Annotated in this window: 25 protein-coding genes and 1 pseudogene; 19 read left to right on the top strand and 7 right to left on the bottom strand. The window is 61.9% G+C overall.

The annotated features are described in order from the left end of the window. Positions 1-1,330: VCBS domain-containing protein (locus tag B5E41_RS19310; protein ID WP_245303117.1), on the top strand; the 1,330-nt coding region annotated here is incomplete at its 5' end. A 107-nt stretch (positions 1,331-1,437) separates the two neighbouring features. On the opposite strand, the gene B5E41_RS19305 is transcribed toward B5E41_RS19310, so the two are convergent. The 3 genes from B5E41_RS19305 to B5E41_RS31795 all read right to left on the bottom strand — a co-directional run bounded on the left by B5E41_RS19305 (position 1,438) and on the right by B5E41_RS31795 (position 3,209). Next, a complete protein-coding gene (locus B5E41_RS19305; protein WP_088395676.1) occupies positions 1,438-1,761 on the bottom strand; it encodes a hypothetical protein in 324 nt (107 codons plus the stop codon). A gap of 81 nt (positions 1,762-1,842) precedes the next feature. Beyond that, entirely contained in the window at positions 1,843-2,775 is a 933-nt protein-coding gene (locus tag B5E41_RS19300) for a hypothetical protein (protein WP_088395675.1), read from the bottom strand. Between the two features lie 260 nt (positions 2,776-3,035). Beyond that, positions 3,036-3,209 carry a hypothetical protein gene (locus B5E41_RS31795; protein ID WP_088395674.1) on the bottom strand — a complete coding sequence of 58 codons (174 nt, stop codon included), beginning with the start codon at positions 3,207-3,209 and terminating at the stop codon, positions 3,036-3,038. A 188-nt stretch (positions 3,210-3,397) separates the two neighbouring features. On the opposite strand from B5E41_RS31795, the gene B5E41_RS19290 reads away from it, so the two are divergent. Genes B5E41_RS19290 through B5E41_RS19280 form a run of 3 tightly spaced genes read left to right on the top strand, consistent with a single transcriptional unit; the run spans position 3,398 to position 4,207 of the window. Then, on the top strand, positions 3,398-3,739 hold the full coding sequence (locus tag B5E41_RS19290; RefSeq protein ID WP_245303116.1) for a DUF1772 domain-containing protein: 342 nt from the start codon (positions 3,398-3,400) through the stop codon (positions 3,737-3,739). Between the two features lie 56 nt (positions 3,740-3,795). Then, positions 3,796-3,996, top strand: a complete 201-nt coding sequence (locus tag B5E41_RS19285; protein WP_064803441.1) for a hypothetical protein — start codon at positions 3,796-3,798, stop codon at positions 3,994-3,996. A gap of 1 nt (position 3,997) precedes the next feature. Continuing rightward, on the top strand, positions 3,998-4,207 hold the full coding sequence (locus B5E41_RS19280; RefSeq protein WP_088395673.1) for a hypothetical protein: 210 nt from the start codon (positions 3,998-4,000) through the stop codon (positions 4,205-4,207). Between the two features lie 289 nt (positions 4,208-4,496). Here B5E41_RS19280 and B5E41_RS19275 read toward each other — a convergent pair whose 3' ends face one another. Continuing rightward, the gene (locus B5E41_RS19275) at positions 4,497-5,387 is read right to left on the bottom strand and encodes an SDR family oxidoreductase (protein ID WP_088395672.1); all 891 of its coding nucleotides are present in this window, start codon (positions 5,385-5,387) and stop codon (positions 4,497-4,499) included. Between the two features lie 90 nt (positions 5,388-5,477). Here B5E41_RS19275 and B5E41_RS19270 point away from each other — a divergent pair, with 90 nt between their 5' ends. Continuing rightward, entirely contained in the window at positions 5,478-6,302 is an 825-nt protein-coding gene (locus tag B5E41_RS19270; protein ID WP_088395671.1) for a helix-turn-helix transcriptional regulator, read from the top strand. 203 nt (positions 6,303-6,505) lie between these two features. Here the strand turns inward: B5E41_RS19270 and ftsZ are convergent, their stop codons facing one another. After that, positions 6,506-7,528 (bottom strand): cell division protein FtsZ, encoded by a 1,023-nt coding sequence (gene ftsZ / locus B5E41_RS19265; RefSeq protein WP_088395670.1) that lies wholly within the window; start codon positions 7,526-7,528, stop codon positions 6,506-6,508. Positions 7,529-7,845: 317 nt separating this feature from the next. Between ftsZ and B5E41_RS19260 the strand changes: the two genes are divergently transcribed. Next, positions 7,846-8,241, top strand: coding sequence for a hypothetical protein (locus tag B5E41_RS19260; protein ID WP_088395669.1), 396 nt, complete (start codon positions 7,846-7,848; stop codon positions 8,239-8,241). Between the two features lie 98 nt (positions 8,242-8,339). Here B5E41_RS19260 and B5E41_RS32320 read toward each other — a convergent pair whose 3' ends face one another. Both B5E41_RS32320 and B5E41_RS32315 read right to left on the bottom strand, forming a co-directional pair. Continuing rightward, complete coding sequence (locus B5E41_RS32320) at positions 8,340-8,645, bottom strand: 2'-5' RNA ligase family protein (RefSeq protein WP_245303120.1); 306 nt, start codon at positions 8,643-8,645, stop codon at positions 8,340-8,342. Positions 8,646-8,647: 2 nt separating this feature from the next. Continuing rightward, a complete protein-coding gene (locus tag B5E41_RS32315; protein ID WP_245303115.1) occupies positions 8,648-8,869 on the bottom strand; it encodes a hypothetical protein in 222 nt (73 codons plus the stop codon). 167 nt (positions 8,870-9,036) lie between these two features. On the opposite strand from B5E41_RS32315, the gene B5E41_RS19250 reads away from it, so the two are divergent. The 13 genes and pseudogenes from B5E41_RS19250 to B5E41_RS19190 all read left to right on the top strand — a co-directional run bounded on the left by B5E41_RS19250 (position 9,037) and on the right by B5E41_RS19190 (position 19,934). Next, positions 9,037-9,411 (top strand): VOC family protein, encoded by a 375-nt coding sequence (locus B5E41_RS19250; protein WP_088395668.1) that lies wholly within the window; start codon positions 9,037-9,039, stop codon positions 9,409-9,411. Between the two features lie 34 nt (positions 9,412-9,445). Next, positions 9,446-9,598: pseudogene (locus B5E41_RS19245) on the top strand (cupin domain-containing protein); the annotation flags it as partial. Between the two features lie 212 nt (positions 9,599-9,810). Beyond that, on the top strand, positions 9,811-11,091 hold the full coding sequence (gene blh, locus B5E41_RS19240) for a bifunctional sulfur transferase/dioxygenase Blh (protein ID WP_088395667.1): 1,281 nt from the start codon (positions 9,811-9,813) through the stop codon (positions 11,089-11,091). A 105-nt stretch (positions 11,092-11,196) separates the two neighbouring features. Beyond that, positions 11,197-11,760, top strand: coding sequence for a hypothetical protein (locus B5E41_RS19235; RefSeq protein ID WP_088395666.1), 564 nt, complete (start codon positions 11,197-11,199; stop codon positions 11,758-11,760). A 156-nt stretch (positions 11,761-11,916) separates the two neighbouring features. After that, positions 11,917-12,840, top strand: coding sequence for an MYG1 family protein (locus B5E41_RS19230; RefSeq protein WP_088395665.1), 924 nt, complete (start codon positions 11,917-11,919; stop codon positions 12,838-12,840). Between the two features lie 234 nt (positions 12,841-13,074). Next, on the top strand, positions 13,075-13,464 hold the full coding sequence (locus tag B5E41_RS19225; protein WP_176439438.1) for a c-type cytochrome: 390 nt from the start codon (positions 13,075-13,077) through the stop codon (positions 13,462-13,464). 142 nt (positions 13,465-13,606) lie between these two features. Continuing rightward, complete coding sequence (locus B5E41_RS19220; protein ID WP_064803420.1) at positions 13,607-14,425, top strand: cytochrome c oxidase subunit II; 819 nt, start codon at positions 13,607-13,609, stop codon at positions 14,423-14,425. 68 nt (positions 14,426-14,493) lie between these two features. Beyond that, positions 14,494-16,272, top strand: coding sequence for a cytochrome c oxidase subunit I (gene ctaD, locus B5E41_RS19215; protein WP_064803418.1), 1,779 nt, complete (start codon positions 14,494-14,496; stop codon positions 16,270-16,272). After that, the gene (locus B5E41_RS19210) at positions 16,269-16,982 is read left to right on the top strand and encodes a cytochrome c oxidase subunit 3 (RefSeq protein WP_088395663.1); all 714 of its coding nucleotides are present in this window, start codon (positions 16,269-16,271) and stop codon (positions 16,980-16,982) included. The genes ctaD and B5E41_RS19210 overlap by 4 nt, the downstream gene beginning before the upstream one ends. An 11-nt stretch (positions 16,983-16,993) precedes the next feature. Then, entirely contained in the window at positions 16,994-17,713 is a 720-nt protein-coding gene (locus B5E41_RS19205; RefSeq protein WP_064810664.1) for a heme-copper oxidase subunit III family protein, read from the top strand. Between the two features lie 7 nt (positions 17,714-17,720). Continuing rightward, the gene (locus B5E41_RS19200) at positions 17,721-18,086 is read left to right on the top strand and encodes a cytochrome C oxidase subunit IV family protein (protein ID WP_088395662.1); all 366 of its coding nucleotides are present in this window, start codon (positions 17,721-17,723) and stop codon (positions 18,084-18,086) included. 114 nt (positions 18,087-18,200) lie between these two features. Next, positions 18,201-18,782, top strand: a complete 582-nt coding sequence (locus B5E41_RS19195; RefSeq protein ID WP_088395661.1) for a dienelactone hydrolase family protein — start codon at positions 18,201-18,203, stop codon at positions 18,780-18,782. Positions 18,783-18,926: 144 nt separating this feature from the next. Continuing rightward, positions 18,927-19,934, top strand: a complete 1,008-nt coding sequence (locus tag B5E41_RS19190; RefSeq protein ID WP_088395660.1) for a helix-turn-helix domain-containing protein — start codon at positions 18,927-18,929, stop codon at positions 19,932-19,934. Positions 19,935-19,944: the final 10 nt, after the last annotated feature.

The raw sequence follows: 19,944 nt of genomic DNA, 5'->3' as shown, positions 1-19,944 counted from the left end.
CGTCAGCTCGCTCGACGGCACCGCCAGCCACAATATCGTCGTCGCCATCACCGGCGCCAACGATGCGGCTGCGATCGTCGTCGATGCGACGGTGACCGACGACCGGGCGACGGTCGAGGCGGGGGCAGCCGGCAGCGGCGATCCGAGTGCCTCCGGCAAGCTGACGGTCAGCGATGTCGACGACGGCGAGGCGGTGTTTGCCGCCCCGGCCTCACTCAACGGCATCTATGGCAGCTTCAGCTTCAATGCCGCCACCGGCAGCTGGACCTATACGCTCGACAATAACCGGGCGGCGACGCAGGCGCTCAACCAGGGCGACGCGGTCAGCGATACGCTGAGCGTCAGCTCGCTCGACGGCACCGCCAGCCACAATATCGTCGTCGCCATCACCGGCGCAGATGATGGACCAGTTCGGCAGGCCCCGACCGACATTAAGCTGACGCCTGTCGTTCCGGCGGACAGCGTCAACTTCAATAATTTTGAGTTCAGTGGTCTGCTGTCGGCGACTGATCCCGACGCGGGTGGATTCAGCTTCAACATTGCTTCGCAGTCGAATCCGGGCTTGTTTTCGATAACCGGCAATACGCTTCATTCGGGTGCGCTATCGACGAACGGTACATTTTCAGTGACGGTAACGGCAACGCAGACCGGTGATCCTATAGGGCCGGCCTTCGAAAAGACCGAGACATTCACGATTATCACCGGTGGCAATGGCAATTCAGTGGACAATCCGACCGGTGGAACGGGCGATGATGTGCTCTACGGCGGTGGCGGTAACGATATGATCTTCGGGCTGGGAGGTGACGACACTCTTTTCGGCCAAGACGGCAATGACACCCTAAATGGTGGTGCTGGCAACAACACCCTGACCGGGGGCGTGGGAAATGACACCTTCTTTTTCCAAAAGTTTGCGACGACCACGAACCATATGACTGACTTCAATGCTGGGACGAGTAGCACGGTCGTGGACAGCTTCCAGTTGGACGTTGGAGGCGGCGCGTTCGAGTTCGCCGTCGGCAATAACAATACAAGCGTGGACAATGTGAAGGTAGGAAATAACGGCACGATCAATGTTGCCGGAACGGAGATTGGCATCAAAACGGACGTGAGCGTCACGAACGCAACCGTCCAGAGCACCATTAATGGTTACAGCAACATAACCACAGGGGCATTGTTCGTGTTCCACAATACGGATCTCGGCCATGTGGCGGTCTACTACGATCAGAACCCAAGTTCAGCCGGCGGCGCGGTGCTGGTCGCTGAATTCGACAACATCACGACCCTCGGCGGGCTTGCCAATTTCAACTCGGGCGACTTCTTGTTTGGCTGAGGCGGTCTGTTCTCACGACCTACCCGCCCTTCATTCCGCAAATTTTCGGTGGAACGGGGGCGGAGAGGCGGAAGTTGCAGGGGCTGGGGCGTGGTCGGCCGCGGTCGCTAAGCGTAATCCGCGCTTTGCCTGATCGAGCCGATCGTCTCGCGTGCGGGAAGCAGCGAAGACAGCCAGAGGGAATAGGTCAGGGATATGCCAGTCGACCACAGGACTATCGGCAGTGTCATCACCTCGGAGATCAGTTTAGCGAGTTCCGGCGGATCGAGCTCCCAGGAGAACAACACGGCCGCCGGCTCCGGCTGGCGAGTCTCCAGGCTTGCTTTCTGCATATCTTCGAGCACGGACGCAGTGGCGGCTTGTTCGGTTGCTGACGGGTTCTGAACTGGAAGGATAGCGGTTTTACCATTATTTTCGGCTTCGCCGGACATTTGGAGCTCCTTGTTTGGCTTCGTTGTAGAAAGCCGATCCGGGACAAGAAGTTTCATGACATGTCGATGAAATGATCGGCTCTAAATCCTGATCCCGTGCTTGGCCAGCGCTTGGCGCGCCGCCGTCGCTCCCCAATCCTCGTCAGGGTCGCGGCCTTCGATCTCAGCTTCGGCGACCGGTGTCGCGCGGATCAGCGGCACGGAGCCGAAGGGCAAGCCGTCGATGCGGCTGGGGTCGCAGCTCAGGATGATGCGGGTTAGCGGCGCGTAATCCTCCGTCAGCCGGCAGAAGAGGATGGCGCCGTGCTTTTCAACGTCGCGGGCAACGCGGTGGCCGTCAGCGACGAGATCGCCGAGATTGATCAGGAGATTTGCCCAGTTTGCCGTTCCCGTCGAATCCAGCGTCGCAGGATCGAATTCCATGAAGAGCTCGCATTCGACGCCATTTTCGGGCTCGGAAATGCCCGCCCAGGGAGTGGAGAGGCCGTCGGTAGCGAGGATGAGCTTTTCCGGCGCATCGACGGCAAGGACACGGCGGTGCGGGCCGAACCATTTCGTCTGGTTATGGACGTTGGCCGTTTCGCGCTCGGCAGCGAAGCCCTCCCGCACGCCGCCGCGGGTCTGCCAGAAGGCGCGCCGCGCGGCCGCGGCCGCCTCATAGACCGGGTCCTCGGGCCCGCGTGGAACGATCGATTGATCATAGGTGGTGTCGATGGTGATCTCGCCGCGCATGAAGGGAAGCTTCGCCTTCTTCCAGCGGATCACCACCTTGTTGAAGCGGTGCGATGCGGCCGCATCGAGCTTCTCGATCACCTCCTCGACAATATCAAGCGGCCTGGTCGATTCTTCGCTGACAAGGTTTCCTCCGGCATCCCGATAGCCGCCCGTGCGTGAGGAATGCCCGGCCTGCATGGTGGTGGCGATCCACTCGGCACTGACGGCGCCCGCCGGCGCCGTCTTGCCGAGAACCGGAGTGAGCTCCCGGATCGCTTCGTCAATCGAATAGGATGCCACGTCGCCCCTCCGCTTTAGTCCCGCTATGGTCGGCTAGCCGTCCGCGAAAGTTAGGGCAGGGGCGTTTCCGTTCAAGGTAGCCCGGCAAGGTGCTCTCCGACCCTTCGGGCTGGGCGTCTCCTCATGGTCGTTACGATACGCTGTTGCTTTTGGCGAAGATTAAACAGGGACGGAGGAAGGGGCGAGCCGCGGAGGTGCCCCACAGCGCGCCCTTTCGCAATATCCCATCACCGCAAACGCGATAGGAAAGGCGTCCCGCCTCAATTACGCCCATCGTTTGGCCTTGCCTTGGCGCTGTCGTTGGTGGTGTCAGACGCTGTTTTTCCGTCTGGTTGCTGGCCGAAATAGGTGCCGCCGAGGTGGCCGCCGGCGCTGGTGTTCCTGACCTGCTGTTCGGCGCGTTTTTGAAGTTCACGAACGTTGGTCTTGCTCATATTCGGCTCCTTTTTTAAGGTTCACGACCTTTCACCAACCGATGGGAGCCGACACGGTTCCATATTTTTCGGGAACCCTTCGTCCGGCTGTCGATTCCTCGGACATGAGATTCCTTGCCGTCATCATCACGGGCTGAGCGGTCTTGGCGCCTGCCGCCCACCTTCTCTCGCTCCCAAACAAGATCGGGATGGGAGAGGCGGATTATTTTGTCGCTCAGCGGGCCTTTGCCGGATGGTGGATCGTCGGCCTCATGCTGCCGCTCGCTATTCTCGCGAATATCGGCAACGCCGCGGCCCTCAGAGCCGATGGACCGGCCATGGTGCTATCGATCGCTGGCGCCGTGCTGATCGTGGTCAACCTCCTCATCTTTATGATCTTCACCCGGCCGGCCAATGCGGCGACAAAGAACTGGACCGTGCAGCCGGAACATTGGGAGAGCCTGCGCCGCGAGTGGGAGTATTCGCATGCCGTCAATGCCGCGGTCACCTTCCTCGCGTTCTGTTGCGCCACGCTCGCCTCGATCCGGTAATGCCGGAACCCTTCGCCATCTTTCCGGTTTTCCCTACTCAACAAGGAGAAACGAAGATGGGCATGACGACACCCAAGGACGGCGCCCCCGGCACGACCGACCAGTCCCCCCGCTGGGAAGGACCGAAGGGCAATAGGCCGCGCGGTTATCTCAAAGCCAAGGACGATCCGGACAAAAACCGCGACGCCAATGGCGAAAACAATCGCGATCCCGAAATGAACGACATTTCCGACGCGATGAAGCAGAAAGGCGAATGACATGGCCAATCCCGAAAAAGACGCAGCCGGCCAGTTCGCCAAATCCCGGGCCGACCGCAAAGCCAGCGGTGTGGCGAGCGCCAAGCCGACCGTGATCACCGGCTCCGAGGATGCCACGGTGAATAAGAACCCGCCCGGCAAGAAGAAGCCCGAGAAGGACTGGGACATCAACTACGATCCCGCCGATATGAACGAGGGGCGGATGCGCTGAGGCGTCCGCCTCGACCTTCGAGGCGCGGGGCACCTCAGGGTGAGGCTCTCTTGGGCGGCGCGGCGCCCGCCAATGCCGCCTCATTTGACGTGGTGTGCCAGCGCCTCCTACCGGTGCGGCCTTCTCCACAGCTCCCTATCCTGAGGTGCGGAGGCCGAAGGCCGGAGCCTCGAAGGACGCGCTCCAATATTGCTTCTTGCATCCATCCACCGCCAGCGCACCCGCCCGTCCATCGAGGCCTCTTCGGGTCACTTCAGGATGAAGCTCTCGTGAGCCCCTCAGGCTGAAGCTACCCACCGAAATAGGCCGGGTGGTCGATATCGGCAAGCAGGCCGGGCTCCGTCGGCTGCCAGCCGAGGAGGGCGCGGGTTTGAGCGCTGGAGGTCGGCACGTCGAAGCCGGCAAACATTGCGAACCAGCCGAAATGCTCCGCCGCTTCTTCCCGCGACAGCGAGACGGCCGGCACGCTGAGCCGCCGGCCGATGAGTTCGGCAATCTCCCGGAACGGTACGCCCTCTTCTGCGACCGCCAGAAAGGGGCCGCTCACGGCGCCGCGCTCCAGCGCCAGGCAGTAGACGCGGGCGGCGTCGCGTCGGTGCACGGCCGGCCAGCGGTTGCCCCCGTCGTCGATATAGGCGGAGACGCCTTTCTGCCGCGCCGTCTCGATGAGGATCGGCACGAAACCGTGATCGCCATGACCGTGCACCGAGGGCGGCAGCCGGACGGTGGAGGCGCGCACGCCGCGGGCCACGAGCGACACCGCAGTGATTTCGGAGGCGCGGGGATAGGTCTGTGTCGTCGGCATCGGCGGGTCCTTCTCGGTGCCGATGCGGCCCGGCGCATGGCCGAGTCCCGCAGTGACCAGTAGCGGTCGGTTGGAGCCGCGGAGGGCTTCGCCGAGCGCCTCGATGGCGCGCCGGTCGGCGGCGCAATTCTCGGCGAATCTCGAGAAGTCATGGTTGAACGCGGTGTGTATGACACCGTCGGCCTCGGCCGCGCCGCGCTTCAAACCCTCCAGGTCGTCGAGCGTGCCGCGCTGGGCCTCGGCGCCGGCGGCCGCCAATTCCGCCACTCCCTTGTCCGAGCGAGCGAGGCCGAGAACTTGATGGCCGGCGGCGATCAACTCCTTGACGACGGCCGAGCCGACCCAACCGGTGGCTCCGGTGACGAATACGCGCATGTCGATCTCTCCTGATTTGACGGGACAGATATCGGGCAGGCTGCTATCATGGTAAAGTAGTGACTTTATCATGGTATAATGCCTAACAGGATGAGCGAATTCGTCACCTCCGAGAACCGGCTGGGCGCTTACCTCAAGGACCGTCGCGCCAAGCTCGATCCCGCTGCCCTCGGCTTTGCCGGCGAGCGCCGCCGCACGCCGGGGCTTCGCCGCGAGGAGGTGGCGAGCCGCGCCAATATCAGCCCGACCTGGTACACCTGGCTGGAGCAGGGCCGCGGCGGCGCGCCGTCCGCCGATGTGCTCGACCGGATCTCGCGGGCGCTGATGCTGACCGATATCGAGCGCGAACACCTCTTCCTCATTGGTCTCGGCCGCCCGCCGGAGGTGCGCTATCGCAAGGAAGAGGGCGTCACTCCGCGCCTGCAGGGCGTGCTCGACGCGCTCGATCCGTGCCCGGCGCTGATCCGCACCGCGATCTGGGACGTCGTCGCCTGGAACCGGGCGGCGACCGTGCTGCTCACCGATTACGGCGCGCTGCCGCCCGAAGAGCGCAACGTGCTGCGCTTCATCTTCCTCGATCCGCGCGTGCGCGCCGCCCAATATGACTGGGAAAGTGTGGCCCGCTTCGTCGTCGCCGCCTTCCGGGTGGATGCGGCGCGCGCCGGTGCCGCCGCCGAGGTGGAGCCGCTGGTCGACGAACTCTGCCGCAAGAGCCCGGAATTCCTGGCCATGTGGCGCGACAACGATGTGCGCACCCACGGCGAGGGCGCCAAGCACATCAAACACCCGGTGCTCGGGCTGCTGTCTTTTGAATATTCGGCCTTTCAGGTAGACGGCCGGCCGGATCTCAGCATGGTGGTGTACAATCCGGCGACGGCGGAGGATGCGGGGAAGATCAGGAGTTTGCTGGGGTGACGGGTTTATCCGCGTTATTTACCAGCCAGCTAAACTGGTTCACCGATATCGGGAATATTTCGCCTATTAGCCGCCTTGGTCATGCTCTTCGTCCGATTGCCCTTCACACGCCGAGTACCGACGTTGCCCCGCCCATTCTCTACTGGCGGGGCAACGTTTATCCGGCAGCCCGCCATGAGCGAGCCGTGATAACAGCGACCGTATTACTGCAGCGTGCGCGTCTGAATTGGTTCGGCGGGCGCGTGAGAAGGGGACGCGGATAGAGCGTTTCCGTCCAGTCCGGTCGCCACCACCGATACGCGGAATTTGCCGTCGAGGCTGCGGTCGAAAATCGCGCCGACGACGATATCGGCGTCGTCCTGCACTTCGTCGCGAATGCGGCTTGCCGCTTCGTCCACTTCGAACAGGGTCATATCCGAGCCGCCGGAGATCGAGATCAGCACGCCTTTGGCGCCCTTCATCGAGATATCGTCCAGAAGCGGGTTTGCGATTGCCGCTTCCGCCGCCTTCATCGCCCGGCTTTCGCCGGCGGCTTCACCGGTGCCCATCATGGCGCGGCCCATGCCCTGCATGACCGACTTCACGTCGGCGAAATCAAGGTTGATCAGACCTTCCTTGACGATGAGATCGGTGATGCAGCCGACGCCGGCAAAGAGCACCCGGTCGGCCGTCATGAAGGCATCGGCGAAGGTGGTTTTCGCATCGGCGATGCGGAAGAGATTCTGATTGGGAATGACGATAACGGTGTCGGCGGCCTGACGAAGTGCCTCGATGCCAGCCTCCGCCGTCCGCATGCGGCGATTGCCCTCGAAGGTAAACGGCTTGGTGACGACGCCAACGGTCAGGATGCCGGCCGCACGTGCGGCGCGCGCGATGACCGGAGCTGCGCCCGTGCCCGTTCCTCCGCCCATGCCGGCGGTGACGAAACACATGTGTGATCCTGCCAGGTGATCCATGATCTCGTCGAGCGATTCTTCTGCCGCCGCATGTCCGATTTCCGGCAGGGAACCGGCGCCGAGGCCCTCCGTCACATTCGCGCCGAGCTGGATGCGGCGCGATGCCTTGGAGGTGGCAAGAACCTGGGCATCGGTGTTTGCGGCGACGAATTCGACGCCTGCCAGTTTCTCCGCGATCATATTGTTGATCGCATTGCCACCGCCGCCGCCGACGCCAACCACGGTGATTTGCGGCCGCAGCCCGGTAATGCCGCTCTTGGCGTCCGTCATCGTCTTCTCCTTCGATATCTCGTTTCCGCACGCCCTCGTCCCGGACAGCGAATCGGCGTTAAGCATAGTCGCGCAACAAGGCAGAGGCGAGGCGAAAGAAGCGGTGGCGCCTTGAGCGACGCGAAGTTCTCGTCAGCTCTGCGTCGGCAAATCCGAAGCGGCGGGCAGCGCATGGCGCTTCCTCTCGCAGCACGGCTGCTCGCAGGTGAAACGCCCTAGCCGCGTTGGTGATTTCGATCACAAGCGCCAACGGGGCGTGAACTAAAGCCGCGCCGCGGTGTTTACAGGCATGCGTCTTCTTTGAAAGGAACATCCCCGTGCAAAGACTCTTGCTATCCGGTCTTGCCCTTGCAGCATCGGCCGCCACCGCCTTCGCCCAACAACCGCCCGCCCCACCACCGGCCGGCGAGCCACCCGCAGCGAACGAGCCTGCATCGCCACCACCGCCTGCGCCAGATGATGAGAGGATGATGCGTCACGGGCCGGATGAGCAGTCCCGAGACCGCCCCGACTACCGGTGGCACGGCTCGAGAGGCGACATGGGCTTCCGTGGTTACCGCGATCATCGCCTGCCGCCGCTGTCCAAGGCGGCCCGTTTTCAGATCGAGGATGGAAATACCCGGATCGACCTGAAATGCGCTGAGGACGAACCGACGAAGGTTTGCGCCGATCTGTTGCTCCAGGTGATGGATCGCCTGCAGGGCCAGGACTGATTTCACGCATCCGCGCTTGGCAAACGCGTTATGACCCATCACTGCCCGCGTTCTTTTGAGAGGCGCGGGCTTCGCCAAAGCGCCCGCGCTCTCCAAGATCATTGCGACGGCAGTCCGATTTCGCTCAAGATTTCGACGGGCGGAAATCTCACGCAGTCTGCAGCATCGAGAGTCACCCGGAATTGCATCCGGTTCCGATTTGCCCAGTTGATCGCCGCCTGCGATTTTGCCTTCGGGATTTTGGTGGCGACTGTGCAATGCGGCACCCAATTGCCGGGTCGATAGTGCTCGTGACAGTGAACTGGATCGATTTCCCGGTGAAGCGCCGCATGCAGCTGGAAGAGGCACTCGTCTTGGTTGGGCCGCGCCCATAAGACGAGGAATTCGTTCTCGAAGTAACCGATCCCTAAAAGCTTGACGTTACGGCAGGGTGGATGCGGAAAACACGCTCGGCTGCCTCTGCCAACCGATCGACCGCAATCTCCTGATAAACGGCGAGGGTGATATGAGGCGGATAATTCAAAGCCCGCATCGAAGCCGTCTCTTCGAATGCTGCGGCTTCATCCCAGAGCTTGAAAACCGGCGAGGCGGTGTCGTTCAGACATTTGAGGCTGATCCCGTAAGGCATTTGCGGTATATCCGGTCCGTTCCTGCAGACCATAAACGCACGTCATATTCGATGTCGAGCGGCCAAAAGGACTGACTGCGGCCGGCGCGCATTGCCATCGGGAGATGCGCATGACAGGCTCGAAGGGAGGGCATCAATCATGACAGGAACGGAATGGGAGAGATGAGATGATCGATCACATCACCATCGCTGTGAGTGACCTCGAGAAGAGCAAGGCATTCTACGAAAGCGCTCTTGAACCCCTTGGCTATCGCCGCGCCTTCGGCCAGGAGGGCGTGTTCTGGGCCTTCGACGTCGGCGGCAGCCTGTTCGAGATCCAGCGCACCGACGACCAGCCGCCGCTCACGCGTCTGCACGTGGCCTTCCGGGTGCGAAACAGAGCTGAGGTCGCAGCCTTTTATCAGGCGGCACTTCAGGCCGGAGCACGGGATAACGGCGCGCCCGGCCCGAGGCCGGAATATGCCGGGAACTATTACGCCTGCTTCGTCCTCGATCCCAATGGATACAATATCGAGGCAATGATCAACGAACCACACGCTTAAGACGTCGGCCTCATCAGATATCGCCGTCGGGGAGGTGGATTATGTCGAGTTCAAAAACGCCGTCGTTTCTTTGACTGGCGGGGAGCGGATTGCGAAGACGCCGTTCGGCGCGAGAATCGTCATCCATGCCACGGCCGTCGAGACCGGTGGCGCATTCGACCTGTGGGAAACCTTCACGCCGCCGGGAGGTTACGCGCATGACGATCTGCTCGACGGCGTTGTCATCGTCGGCGCCAGTGCCATCATGCGGAGATCAAGCAAGAGGCGGCGACGTTGTCGTTTTGAAGGCCCGGGCGAGCGCGAGAGCAGGCGCCTCTATTCTTGCGCTCGGCAATATACTTGTGAGATTGTACCGCTATACGTGCGATACTGCGTGATCAGGGCGGCGCGGAGGCTTCGATGATGCCCGTGAGGGTCAATGAGCGGCTATCGGTGGCGGGGCAGCCCGATCCAGCCGATTTTGCCGATTTCGCCAAGGAGGGCTTCGCCGCCGTCATCAACGCCAGGCCCGACGGCGAGGAGGCGGGCCAGCCAGGCAATGCTGCAGAAAAGATTTCCGCTGCCGCCGCCGGACTTTCCTACAGTTTCGTGCCGGTGAACGGCAATGAGATTACCGAGGCCGATATCCGCGCCTTTCAGGCGGCCATGGCTGGGGCGAAGGGACCGGTCTTCGCCCATTGCAAGAGCGGCACGCGGGCATTGACGCTCTATGCGCTGGGCGAGGTGCTCGACGGGCGGATGAAGCCGGCGGACGTCCAGACCTTCGGCGAAAGCCTTGGCTTCGAACTCGCCGGTGCGTGCCGGTGGCTGGAAAGGGTGGCAAAACAGACTCCTCAGGTGAAGGCTTTCTTCGAGCCCCGTACCTGCAGCATACAATATGTCGTTTCCGATCCGGCGACGAGGCGCTGTGCCGTCATCGATCCGGTGCTCGACTTCGACGAGATGTCGGGCGCAACTGGAACGGGGAACGCCGATGCGATCCTGGCTTACATCGAGAGGGAGCGGATGACGGTCGAGTGGATACTCGACACGCATCCGCATGCCGATCACTTCTCCGCCGCCCATTATCTCAACGAAAGGACTGGCGCGCCGACGGCGATCGGCGTCCATGTCACCGATGTGCAGAGGCTTTGGAAAGAGATCTATAACTGGCCGGCACTCGCGACCGACGGCTCGCAGTGGGGCCGGCTGTTTGCCGACGGCGACACGTTTGAAATCGGCGGTCTTTCCGCCCGTGTGATGTTTTCGCCCGGCCATACGCTGGCATCGGTGACCTATGTGGTCGGCGACGCCGCCTTCGTGCACGATACGATGTTCACGCCGGATTCGGGGACTGCGCGCGCGGATTTTCCGGGCGGCAGTGCGGCCGCCCTCTGGCACTCGATCCAGGCGATCCTGTCGCTGCCCGAGGAGACCCGCCTCTTTTCCGGCCATGATTATCAGCCCGGCGGTCGTCACCCGCGCTGGGAAAGCACCGTCGCAGACCAAAAGCGCGCCAATCCGCATATTGCAGGCATGGACGAGGCCGGTTTCGTGGCGTTGCGTCAAGCGCGCGACCGTACGCTGCCCAAGCCGAAGCTGATGCTGCATGCGCTGCAGGTCAACATCCGCGGCGGCCGGCTGCCGGAACCAGAGGAGAACGGCCGCCGGTATCTGAAGATCCCGCTGGATGCCTTATGACAGAGGCGGCGAGGTGGCGACGGCCGTCATGAACTCGTTGGCCTTTTTCCCGGACTGGCCTATGATTTCCCGGATTGTATGCGTCCGGTCGAACGGAGTTTCAAAATGCTCGAACGAAATCAGCTTCCTTTGCGCCCGGCAGCTCCCGGTTTCGCCGCCGCCTGGGTCACGATCATTGCTGGCGCCAGCGTCGCTCTCAGCCTGCTTTTTGCCTGCGTCACGCCTTTCGTTGCCCTGGCGGCAGTCTCGGCGGTCGTTCTTCCCCGGAAAATGGCGATCATGGCGGTGTTGTTCGCCTGGCTTGCCAACCAGACGGTCGGATATCTCATACTCGGCTATCCCCAGACCTTCGACAGCTTTGCCTGGGGGCTGACGATCGGTATCGCCGCATTTGTATCGCTCGCGGCGTCACTCGCCGTGCTCCGCCTTAAGGCCGGCCTTGCCGCGACCATGGCCGGCGCCTTTATTACCGGGTTCGTTGCGTATGAAGCCGTGCTCTTTGCAGCGACGGTAGTGCTTCCGTCCGGCGATGGCGCGTTCTCGGCAGCCGTCGTCGCCGAGGTTCTTTTGATCAATTCTCTCGCCGTGATCGGGCTGATCTGCCTGCATATCGGCGCCGCGGCGGGCCGCGCGCTCGTTGCAGCACAGCCGGGACCGGCGCTGCCTTAGGCCTTTGCCTCCACACATATCGTTTCAAAGCTGCCCGATCGCCTTCCGACACTAGGCAGAATGCGCGAAGGCGGGTTGAGATAGCGGCCGGCAACGGCTATCTCGTTCAGACCCGCAAGCGGATTCTCCGCCAAACCCACAAGGCGCATAGCTTCGATGAGCCCCGATTTCCTCGTTACCCATTCCGGTGGTTTCCATGCCGACGAGTTGCTGTCGAGCGTCATTCTGACGCGGCTTTTCCCGCAGGCGCGTCTGATCCGCAGCCGGGCGCCGGAGTGGATCACACCAGCCCCGGACCGGATCATCTATGATGTCGGAGGAGCCTATGATCCTGCCGCCGGCATATTCGATCATCATCAGCGCGGCGCGCCGCTGCGCGACGATGGCCAGCCCTACAGCTCGTTCGGCCTGATCTGGAAACATTATGGCCGCGAATATCTCGCAGCTGCCGGTCTTCCCGATCATCATGTCGAGGCCCTGCACGCGGCTTTCGACACCGGTTTCGTGCTGCCGATCGACATGACCGACAATGGTGCGCTCAGCCCCTCCGGCCCTTTGGCTGGCCTGGCGCTGCCGGCGCTGCTCGAGACCTTGAAACCGGTATTCGATGCGGAGGAACCCGAGGCTGACGATCGTGCCTTCCATGCGGCGCTGGCCATTGCCCGCAGCTTCATCGATGCCGGGATCGCCCAGAGGGCCGCGAAACTGCGGGCCGAGGCGATCGTGTATCGGGCGATCGAGGCTGCTGGGCAGGGGCGCATTCTGGAATTGCCGCGAGGTATGCCCTTCCGTCCCGCCATCGTCAAGGCCGGCGCCGATCACCTGCTGTTCGTCGTCCACCCGCGCGAAAAGGATTGGTGCGTGACCGGCATTCGCCGTGGCGACGACGGGTTCGAGCTCCGGGCCGATCTGCCGGCAGCCTGGGCCGGCCTTACCAATAGTGAGTTGGAGGCGGTCTGCGGCGTCGAGGGCGCGAGCTTCTGCCATAACGGCCGCTTCATCGCTGCCGCCAAAACCCGCGACGCGGCGCTTGCCATGGCCGAATTGGCGGTGCAAGAGGCGCTTTCGATCGGAGTATAAGTTGGATGGCGCGGCGCCATTCTCCAGCAGATCACCGTATGCCGGCCGGGTTTCGGATCCGGTATTGGCGTCGGGGCCACAGGCTATCGGTTTGCGCCCAGGTGGCAGCAATCGTGGAAGCGATTGACTTGCATCCGCAAAGGACTAACTTTAACACATAGCAACCACCACCATCGCGCGAATGATGGCCGAGGGTGAGAGTGGCTGGCGACCTTGAGGAGGATGGGGTTTGCCGTGGATTACCGTGTTATTCTGCTGATCGCCGCATCCGTCATTGCCCTTTTCCCTTTCGACGCTGGAGCGCAGGAGGGGGATGCGACGGCCGGCGCCATCGTTTTCAAGAAATGTGCCACCTGTCATGTCGCCGAGTCCGATACAAATAAGGTGGGTCCGTCACTGAACAAGCTGTTCGGCCGAAAGGCCGGAACGCATCCTGATTTTGCTTATTCTGCGGCGATGAAGGCAGCCGGCGAGGGTGGTCTCGTCTGGGACGAGGCGGCGTTGCGCGACTATCTGCACAATCCGAAAGCCAAGGTGAAGGGCACCAAGATGGCCTTCGCAGGAGTGAAGGATGACCAGGAGATCACCAATCTCATCGCCTATCTCAAACAATATTCCCAATGACAGGCAATACTCCAAATGACGGGTTGCGGGCGGCGGCGCATGCCTAAATCGCCGTAATTGCCGACATTTTCTATTTGTGCGATAATAATCTTGGCGTTTTTGGAGTGCGGTTTCACGGTCGGTCGGTCCAGGAGGGGCGGAAATGGCTGTTGTGCTGGTTCTCGTCTTGGTTGTCGTTGGCTCCGTGCTGTTCCATGTGCTGAGCCCATGGTGGTGGACGCCGATCGCGTCCAACTGGAGCTATATCGACAACACGCTCGTCATCACCTTCTGGATCACCGGCATCGTCTTCGTGGCGGTGGTTTCCTTCATGGCCTATTGCGTCTTCCGCTTCCGCCACAGACCGGGCAATCGAGCGCATTATGAGCCTGAAAATCGCAGGCTGGAATTGCTTCTAGCCTCGGGAACGGCGGTTGGTGTCGCGGCAATGCTGGCGCCGGGCCTGATCGTCTGGAACCAGTTCATCACAGTACCCGCCGATGCCGCATCGGTCGAAGTGGTCAGTCAGCAGTGGCTGTGGAGCTTCCGCCTGCCGGGTGCGGATGGAAAGCTCGGCCGTGCCGAGACGCGTGACGTCACTTCCGACAATCCGCTGGGCCTCGACAAGAATGATGCAAACGGCCTCGATGACATAATCGTCGAAGGCGGCGAGCTTCATCTGCCGATCGGCAAGCCCGTGCACATATTGCTGCGCTCCGTCGATGTGCTCCATGATTTCTACGTGCCGGAGTTCCGAGCCAAGATGGATATGATCCCAGGCATGGTCACCTATTTCTGGCTGACACCGACGCGCACGGGCACTTTCGAGATTCTCTGTGCTGAACTTTGCGGCGTCGGTCATCCGCAGATGCGCGGCACCGTCATTGTCGACAGCGACGCGGACTATCAGACCTGGCTCGGGCAGCAGCAGACATTCACCCAGCTGACGGCGTCATCGGGAGAGCCGCCGCCGGCGAACTGAACTGGCCGGAAGACGGCCGGAGGCCGCAGAGCCGGTTTAACCAACCGGCGGGCATAGGAGGAGATATCATGGTCGAGATTCCGTCCGGCAGCGCAGGTGTCATCCCGACCGCCGAAGTCGAGGATGTCGAGCTTTATCATCCGCACAGCTGGTGGACCAAATATGTGTTCAGCCAGGACGCCAAGATCATTGCCGTCCAATATTCGCTGACCGCCATCTCGATCGGCCTGGTGGCGCTGGTGCTCTCCTGGCTAATGCGCATTCAGCTCGCCTTTCCCGGCTATTTCGCCTTCATCGATGCCGATCACTATTATCAGTTTATCACCATGCACGGCATGATCATGGTGATCTATCTGCTCACCGCGCTCTTCCTCGGCGGCTTCGGCAATTATCTCATTCCGCTGATGGTCGGCGCCCGCGACATGGTGTTTCCCTATGCGAACATGCTGAGCTACTGGATCTATCTGCTTGCGGTGCTGATCCTCGTCGCCGGCTTTTTCGCGCCTGGCGGCCCGACAGGGGCCGGCTGGACGCTTTATCCGCCGCAATCCGTTTTGTCAGGCACACCAGGCGGCAAGGACTGGGGTATCCTGCTGATGCTCACCTCGCTTATCGTCTTCATCATCGGCTTCACCATGGGCGGCCTGAACTATGTGGTGACAGTGCTGCAGGGCCGCGCCCGCGGCATGACGCTGATGCGGATGCCACTCACCGTCTGGGGCATCTTCACCGCGACCGTCATGGCACTCTTGGCCTTTCCGGCCCTCTTCGTCGCGTGTGTCATGATGCTGTTCGACCGCGTGCTCGGCACCAGCTTTTTCATGCCCGCGATCGTCGAGATGGGCACGCAGCTGCAGCATGGTGGCGGCAGCCCGATCCTGTTCCAGCATCTGTTCTGGTTCTTCGGGCATCCGGAGGTCTATATCGTCGCGCTGCCGGCCTTCGGCATCGTCTCGGATCTGATCAGCACGCACGCGCGTAAGAACATCTTCGGCTACCGGATGATGGTCTGGGCGATCGTCATCATCGGGGGCTTGAGCTTCGTCGTCTGGGCGCACCACATGTATGTCAGCGGCATGCACCCGGCCTTCGGCTTCTTCTTCGCCACCACGACGCTGATCATCGCCATCCCGACGGCGATCAAAGTCTACAACTGGGTGCTGACGCTGTGGCGCGGCGATATCCATCTGACGCTGCCGATGCTCTTTGCGCTCGCCTTCATCGTCACCTTCGTCAATGGCGGCCTGACCGGCCTCTTCCTCGGCAATGTCGTCGTCGACGTGCCGCTGTCGGACACGATGTTCGTCGTCGCGCATTTTCACATGGTCATGGGGGTCGCGCCGATCCTTGTTATCTTCGGGGCGATCTATCACTGGTATCCGAAGGTGACGGGACGCCTGCTGGACGAGACACTCGGCCATATCCACTTCTGGATCACCTTCCTCGGCACCTATGCGATCTTCTTTCCGATGCATTATCTCGGCCTGCTCGGTGTGCCGCGCCGGTACTTCGAGATGGGAGAAACAGCCTTCGTGCCACCGTCGGCCCACACGCTGAATATCTTCATCACCGTCATGGCGCTCGTGGTCGGGGCCGGGCAGATGGTCTTCCTGTTCAATCTGGTCTGGAGCCTTTTCCGGGGCAGGGAGGCAGGCGGCAATCCTTGGCGGGCGACGACGCTCGAATGGCAGACGCCGCAGACGCCGCCACCACACGGTAACTGGGGCAGGGATCTGCCCGTCGTCTACCGCTGGGCCTATGATTACAGCGTGCCCGGGGCGGCCGAAGATTTCATTCCGCAGAATGTGCCGGCAAGCGATGGCGTAACGCGAGAGGTCCCGGCATGAGCGTCGTGCTGATCTTCCTCGCCGCCATCGCCGCCATCATGATCTGGTGGCTGGCCGGGCAGCGGCTGACCTCGAAGCCCTGGTTGGAAAGCGGCTCGGTGCAACTGCCGGACCATCATGGTGTAGACCAGGCGCCTGTGCCTGCGGTGAAAATCGGCCTCTTCGTGTTTCTCGGCGTCGTCGGCGCCGTCTTCAGCCTTGCCGTCAGCGCCTATTTCATGCGCGCGGCATCGGCGGACTGGTGGGGGATGCCGGTTCCGCGGCTGCTCTGGATGAACACCGCGGCGCTGGCCTTGAGCAGCGCCGCGCTGCAATGGGCCAAACGTGAAGCACAGCATGGTCGGATGGAAAGCCTACGGCCGGCGCTTGCGACAGGACTTGCGCTTGCCGTCTTCTTTCTCGCCGGGCAGATCCAGGCATGGCGGGAACTGACGGCGGCCGGCTACGTACTGGCCGACAATCCCGCCAACAGCTTCTTCTATATGCTCACCGGCTTGCACGGGCTGCATATTTTGGGCGGGCTTGCCGTCCTCGCGCATACGACGGTCAAGGTGTTCGCAGCCGATGTCGCGCCGGAGAGACTGCGGCTCAGCGTCGACCTTTCGGCCATCTATTCGCATTTCATGCTCGTCGTCTGGCTTTTGCTCTTCGCGCTCTTTGCCGGCTGGGCGAATGATTTCGTCGATCTCTGCCGCACGTTGATAAGCTAGGGGATTTGCAGATGGCACACTCTGTCCAGACACACGGCGAGGCAGACCTCAGGCCCGCGGGCCTTCGCGGAGTCGCGGCCGATTTCAGCTCGGATCAGCGCGCCTTCAAGACCGCCTCCTGGGGCAAGGCGATGATGTGGATTTTTCTGCTCAGCGATACCTTCGTCTTCGGCTGTTTCCTGATCGCCTATATGACTGCCCGCATGTCGACGCCCGTCGCCTGGCCCAATCCGAGCGAGGTCTTCGCGCTGCATATCGGCGGCCAGGATGTGCCGCTGATCCTGATCGCGATCATGACCTTCGTGCTGATCTCCAGCAGCGGCACTATGGCGATGGCGGTCAATTTCGGCTATCGCCGCGACCGCCGGGTGACCGCGATACTGATGCTGCTGACGGCACTTCTTGGCGCAACCTTCGTCAGCATGCAGGCTTTCGAATGGACGAAGCTGATCACCGAAGGCGTGCGCCCCTGGGAGAACCCGTGGGGGGCAGCCCAGTTCGGATCGACCTTCTTCATGATCACCGGCTTCCACGGCACCCACGTCACGATCGGCGTCATCTTCCTGCTCATCATCGCCCGAAAGGTCTGGCGGGGCGATTTCGACGTGGAACGGCGCGGTTTTTTTACCAGCCGGAAAGGCCGCTACGAAGCGGTAGAGATCATGGGCCTCTACTGGCACTTCGTCGACCTGGTCTGGGTCTTCATCTTCGCGTTTTTCTATCTGTGGTGAGGTCGTCATGAGCGAGACAACGGCGCATGCCCAAACCAAAACGGTGCATGCACAAGCGCACACTGGACAGCAGCATCCGATCCGGCTCTATCTCTTCGTCTGGGGCTTGCTCTTCGTGCTCAGCGCCTTTTCCTACCTTGTCGATTATTTCGGCATTCAGGGTTATCTCAGATGGACGCTGATCCTTCTGTTCATGATGCTGAAGGCCGGGCTGATCGTCGCAGTCTTCATGCATATGGCCTGGGAGCGGCTGGCACTCGTCTACGCCATCCTGATGCCGCCGGTGCTGGTGCTGGTCTTCGTGGCACTGATGGTATCGGAATCGCAATATACGATCGTTACGCGGCTCGCCTTTTTCGGAGCAGCCCCTTAAATATTGTCATCGGTGGGCCGAGCGCGACGCCTGAGATGACTGTCGCAGGCGCCCAGTCTGAACTCCTCTGAACTTTCTTATCGAGCGGGCCAACACCTCGACGGGAGACGCCTTATGACTGAGATATTGCTGTTTCATCACGCACAAGGGTTGACCCCTGGAGTGCGTGCCTTCGCAGACGACATCAGGGCGGCGGGCCACATCGTCCACACGCCCGATCTGTTCGAGGGACGCACGTTCGATCGCATCGAGGAGGGTCTCGCCTATGTCGGCGAGATCGGATTCGACGCCATCAGGGAAGACGGCGTCCGGCTCGCCGACGAACTGCCTCCCGAACTGGTCTATGCCGGCTTCTCATTTGGGGTGCTGCCAGCGCAGAAGCTGGCACAAACGCGGCCTGGAGCCTGCGGGGCTCTGCTTTTCCATTCCTGCCTGCCGATCAGCGGCGAGTGGGCATTCGGACCCTGGCCGGAGGGCGTCCCGGTCCAGATCCACGGCATGGACAACGATCCGATCTTCGTCGGCGAGGGTGACATCGATGCCGCTCGCGAGATTGTAGCGAAAGTCGCGGACGCGGAGCTTTTCCTCTATCCCGGCGACCAGCACTACTTCGCCGACAGCTCGCTTCCGACATATGACGCGGATGCGACCGCGCTGCTCACTGCCCGCGTGCTTGCGTTTCTGGAGCGCGTCTGATCCGGCGTTCATGACTCGCTCGAACCCCGCGGCCGCCAATCCAAAAATTCCCACTTAAAATATGTCCTAAAACATGATGGAGGTCGCGCCGGGCGGTGGACTGCGTGATGATGGCGCCGTTCGTCATTCCGATCTTGGAGTCCCATGATCTTCATTCCGCTTCCCTTCGTCGTTGCTCTCCTGCTGCTCATCCTCTTCGCCACTGTTCTCAGGCGCGATGAGGAGGTGGCACCGAACCTGCCTTTTCTGGCACTGATCCTGGTCTCGGCGCTGCAATCCGCGCTTTCCGGCCTGCGTTGGGGCTATGGCGTGCAGGGGGTGGGGCTGGTTGCGCCCGTGATTGCCGCAGTGGTGCCGCCGCTTGCCTATGCCGGGGTTTCCAGGCTGGTGAGGACGAGCCGGCGGTCGCTTGCTGCGCGGGTCGGGCTGCATGCCGTGCCAGCTATCCTCATCCTGCTGCTGGTAACCTTCTGGCGGGACGCGATCGACGTGGCGCTGGTGCTCGTCTTCGTCGGCTACGCCGTGGCGATCCTGCTTTTGATGCGCCCGGGGGCGGACGCGTTGCGGCTCGCGCCCTTCGAAGGCGCCGTGCCGGCCTATCGGGCAATCATCTTCACGGCAGCCGCGCTTTGTCTCTCGGCCGCTGTCGATACTTTCGTCTTCCTCGATTTCATCTCGGCGCATGGCGAGCGGGCGCTGGCGCTGATCAGCGTGGGAAATCTCGCCGCCCTCGTTATCCTCGGCATTGCTGCGGCAGCCGCCAGCCGCAGCCGGGTGCCGCCGGAAATAACAGAGGTAGCGCCGAGGTCTGATACCAGCGAGGACAAGGAGACGATCGCGATGGTCGACGCGCTGATGGAGGCAAAAAAGCTCTATCGTGACGCCAATCTCAATCTCGACCGGCTCGCCCGCAAGGCCGGGATACCCGCCCGCCAGATCTCGGCGGCGATCAACCGGACGATGGACAAGAACGTCTCGCAATATGTCAACGACTACAGGATCGGCGAGGCCTGCCGCCTGCTTTCCGCCACCGAAAAATCGGTAACCGAGGTGATGTTCGAGGTCGGCTTCCAGACGAAGTCGAACTTCAATCGGGAGTTCAGGCGCGTGACCGATATGACGCCGGTGGCTTGGCGGCAGCGGAGGGGGTGAGGTGCGGGGC

Source organism: Rhizobium esperanzae, assembly GCF_002204185.1.
Lineage (GTDB): Bacteria > Pseudomonadota > Alphaproteobacteria > Rhizobiales > Rhizobiaceae > Rhizobium > Rhizobium esperanzae.
The sequence above is the reverse complement of the archived record's forward strand: the minus strand, read 5'-3'. Positions and strand labels throughout refer to the sequence as shown.

Coding starts and splice junctions, on each gene's coding strand:
- B5E41_RS19220 (WP_064803420.1), top strand. CDS start 13,607: ATGGCTGTTGTGCTGGTTCTCGTCTTGGTTGTCGTTGGCTCCGTGCTG.
- B5E41_RS32315 (WP_245303115.1), bottom strand. CDS start 8,869: ATGCCTTACGGGATCAGCCTCAAATGTCTGAACGACACCGCCTCGCCG.
- B5E41_RS19230 (WP_088395665.1), top strand. CDS start 11,917: ATGAGCCCCGATTTCCTCGTTACCCATTCCGGTGGTTTCCATGCCGAC.
- B5E41_RS19195 (WP_088395661.1), top strand. CDS start 18,201: ATGACTGAGATATTGCTGTTTCATCACGCACAAGGGTTGACCCCTGGA.
- B5E41_RS19275 (WP_088395672.1), bottom strand. CDS start 5,387: ATGCGCGTATTCGTCACCGGAGCCACCGGTTGGGTCGGCTCGGCCGTC.
- B5E41_RS19235 (WP_088395666.1), top strand. CDS start 11,197: ATGCTCGAACGAAATCAGCTTCCTTTGCGCCCGGCAGCTCCCGGTTTC.
- B5E41_RS19305 (WP_088395676.1), bottom strand. CDS start 1,761: ATGTCCGGCGAAGCCGAAAATAATGGTAAAACCGCTATCCTTCCAGTT.
- B5E41_RS19205 (WP_064810664.1), top strand. CDS start 16,994: ATGGCACACTCTGTCCAGACACACGGCGAGGCAGACCTCAGGCCCGCG.
- B5E41_RS31795 (WP_088395674.1), bottom strand. CDS start 3,209: ATGAGCAAGACCAACGTTCGTGAACTTCAAAAACGCGCCGAACAGCAG.
- B5E41_RS19200 (WP_088395662.1), top strand. CDS start 17,721: ATGAGCGAGACAACGGCGCATGCCCAAACCAAAACGGTGCATGCACAA.
- ftsZ (WP_088395670.1), bottom strand. CDS start 7,528: ATGACGGACGCCAAGAGCGGCATTACCGGGCTGCGGCCGCAAATCACC.
- B5E41_RS19250 (WP_088395668.1), top strand. CDS start 9,037: ATGATCGATCACATCACCATCGCTGTGAGTGACCTCGAGAAGAGCAAG.
- B5E41_RS19280 (WP_088395673.1), top strand. CDS start 3,998: ATGGCCAATCCCGAAAAAGACGCAGCCGGCCAGTTCGCCAAATCCCGG.
- B5E41_RS19290 (WP_245303116.1), top strand. CDS start 3,398: ATGGGAGAGGCGGATTATTTTGTCGCTCAGCGGGCCTTTGCCGGATGG.
- ctaD (WP_064803418.1), top strand. CDS start 14,494: ATGGTCGAGATTCCGTCCGGCAGCGCAGGTGTCATCCCGACCGCCGAA.
- B5E41_RS19270 (WP_088395671.1), top strand. CDS start 5,478: ATGAGCGAATTCGTCACCTCCGAGAACCGGCTGGGCGCTTACCTCAAG.
- B5E41_RS19210 (WP_088395663.1), top strand. CDS start 16,269: ATGAGCGTCGTGCTGATCTTCCTCGCCGCCATCGCCGCCATCATGATC.
- B5E41_RS19285 (WP_064803441.1), top strand. CDS start 3,796: ATGGGCATGACGACACCCAAGGACGGCGCCCCCGGCACGACCGACCAG.
- blh (WP_088395667.1), top strand. CDS start 9,811: ATGATGCCCGTGAGGGTCAATGAGCGGCTATCGGTGGCGGGGCAGCCC.
- B5E41_RS19190 (WP_088395660.1), top strand. CDS start 18,927: ATGATCTTCATTCCGCTTCCCTTCGTCGTTGCTCTCCTGCTGCTCATC.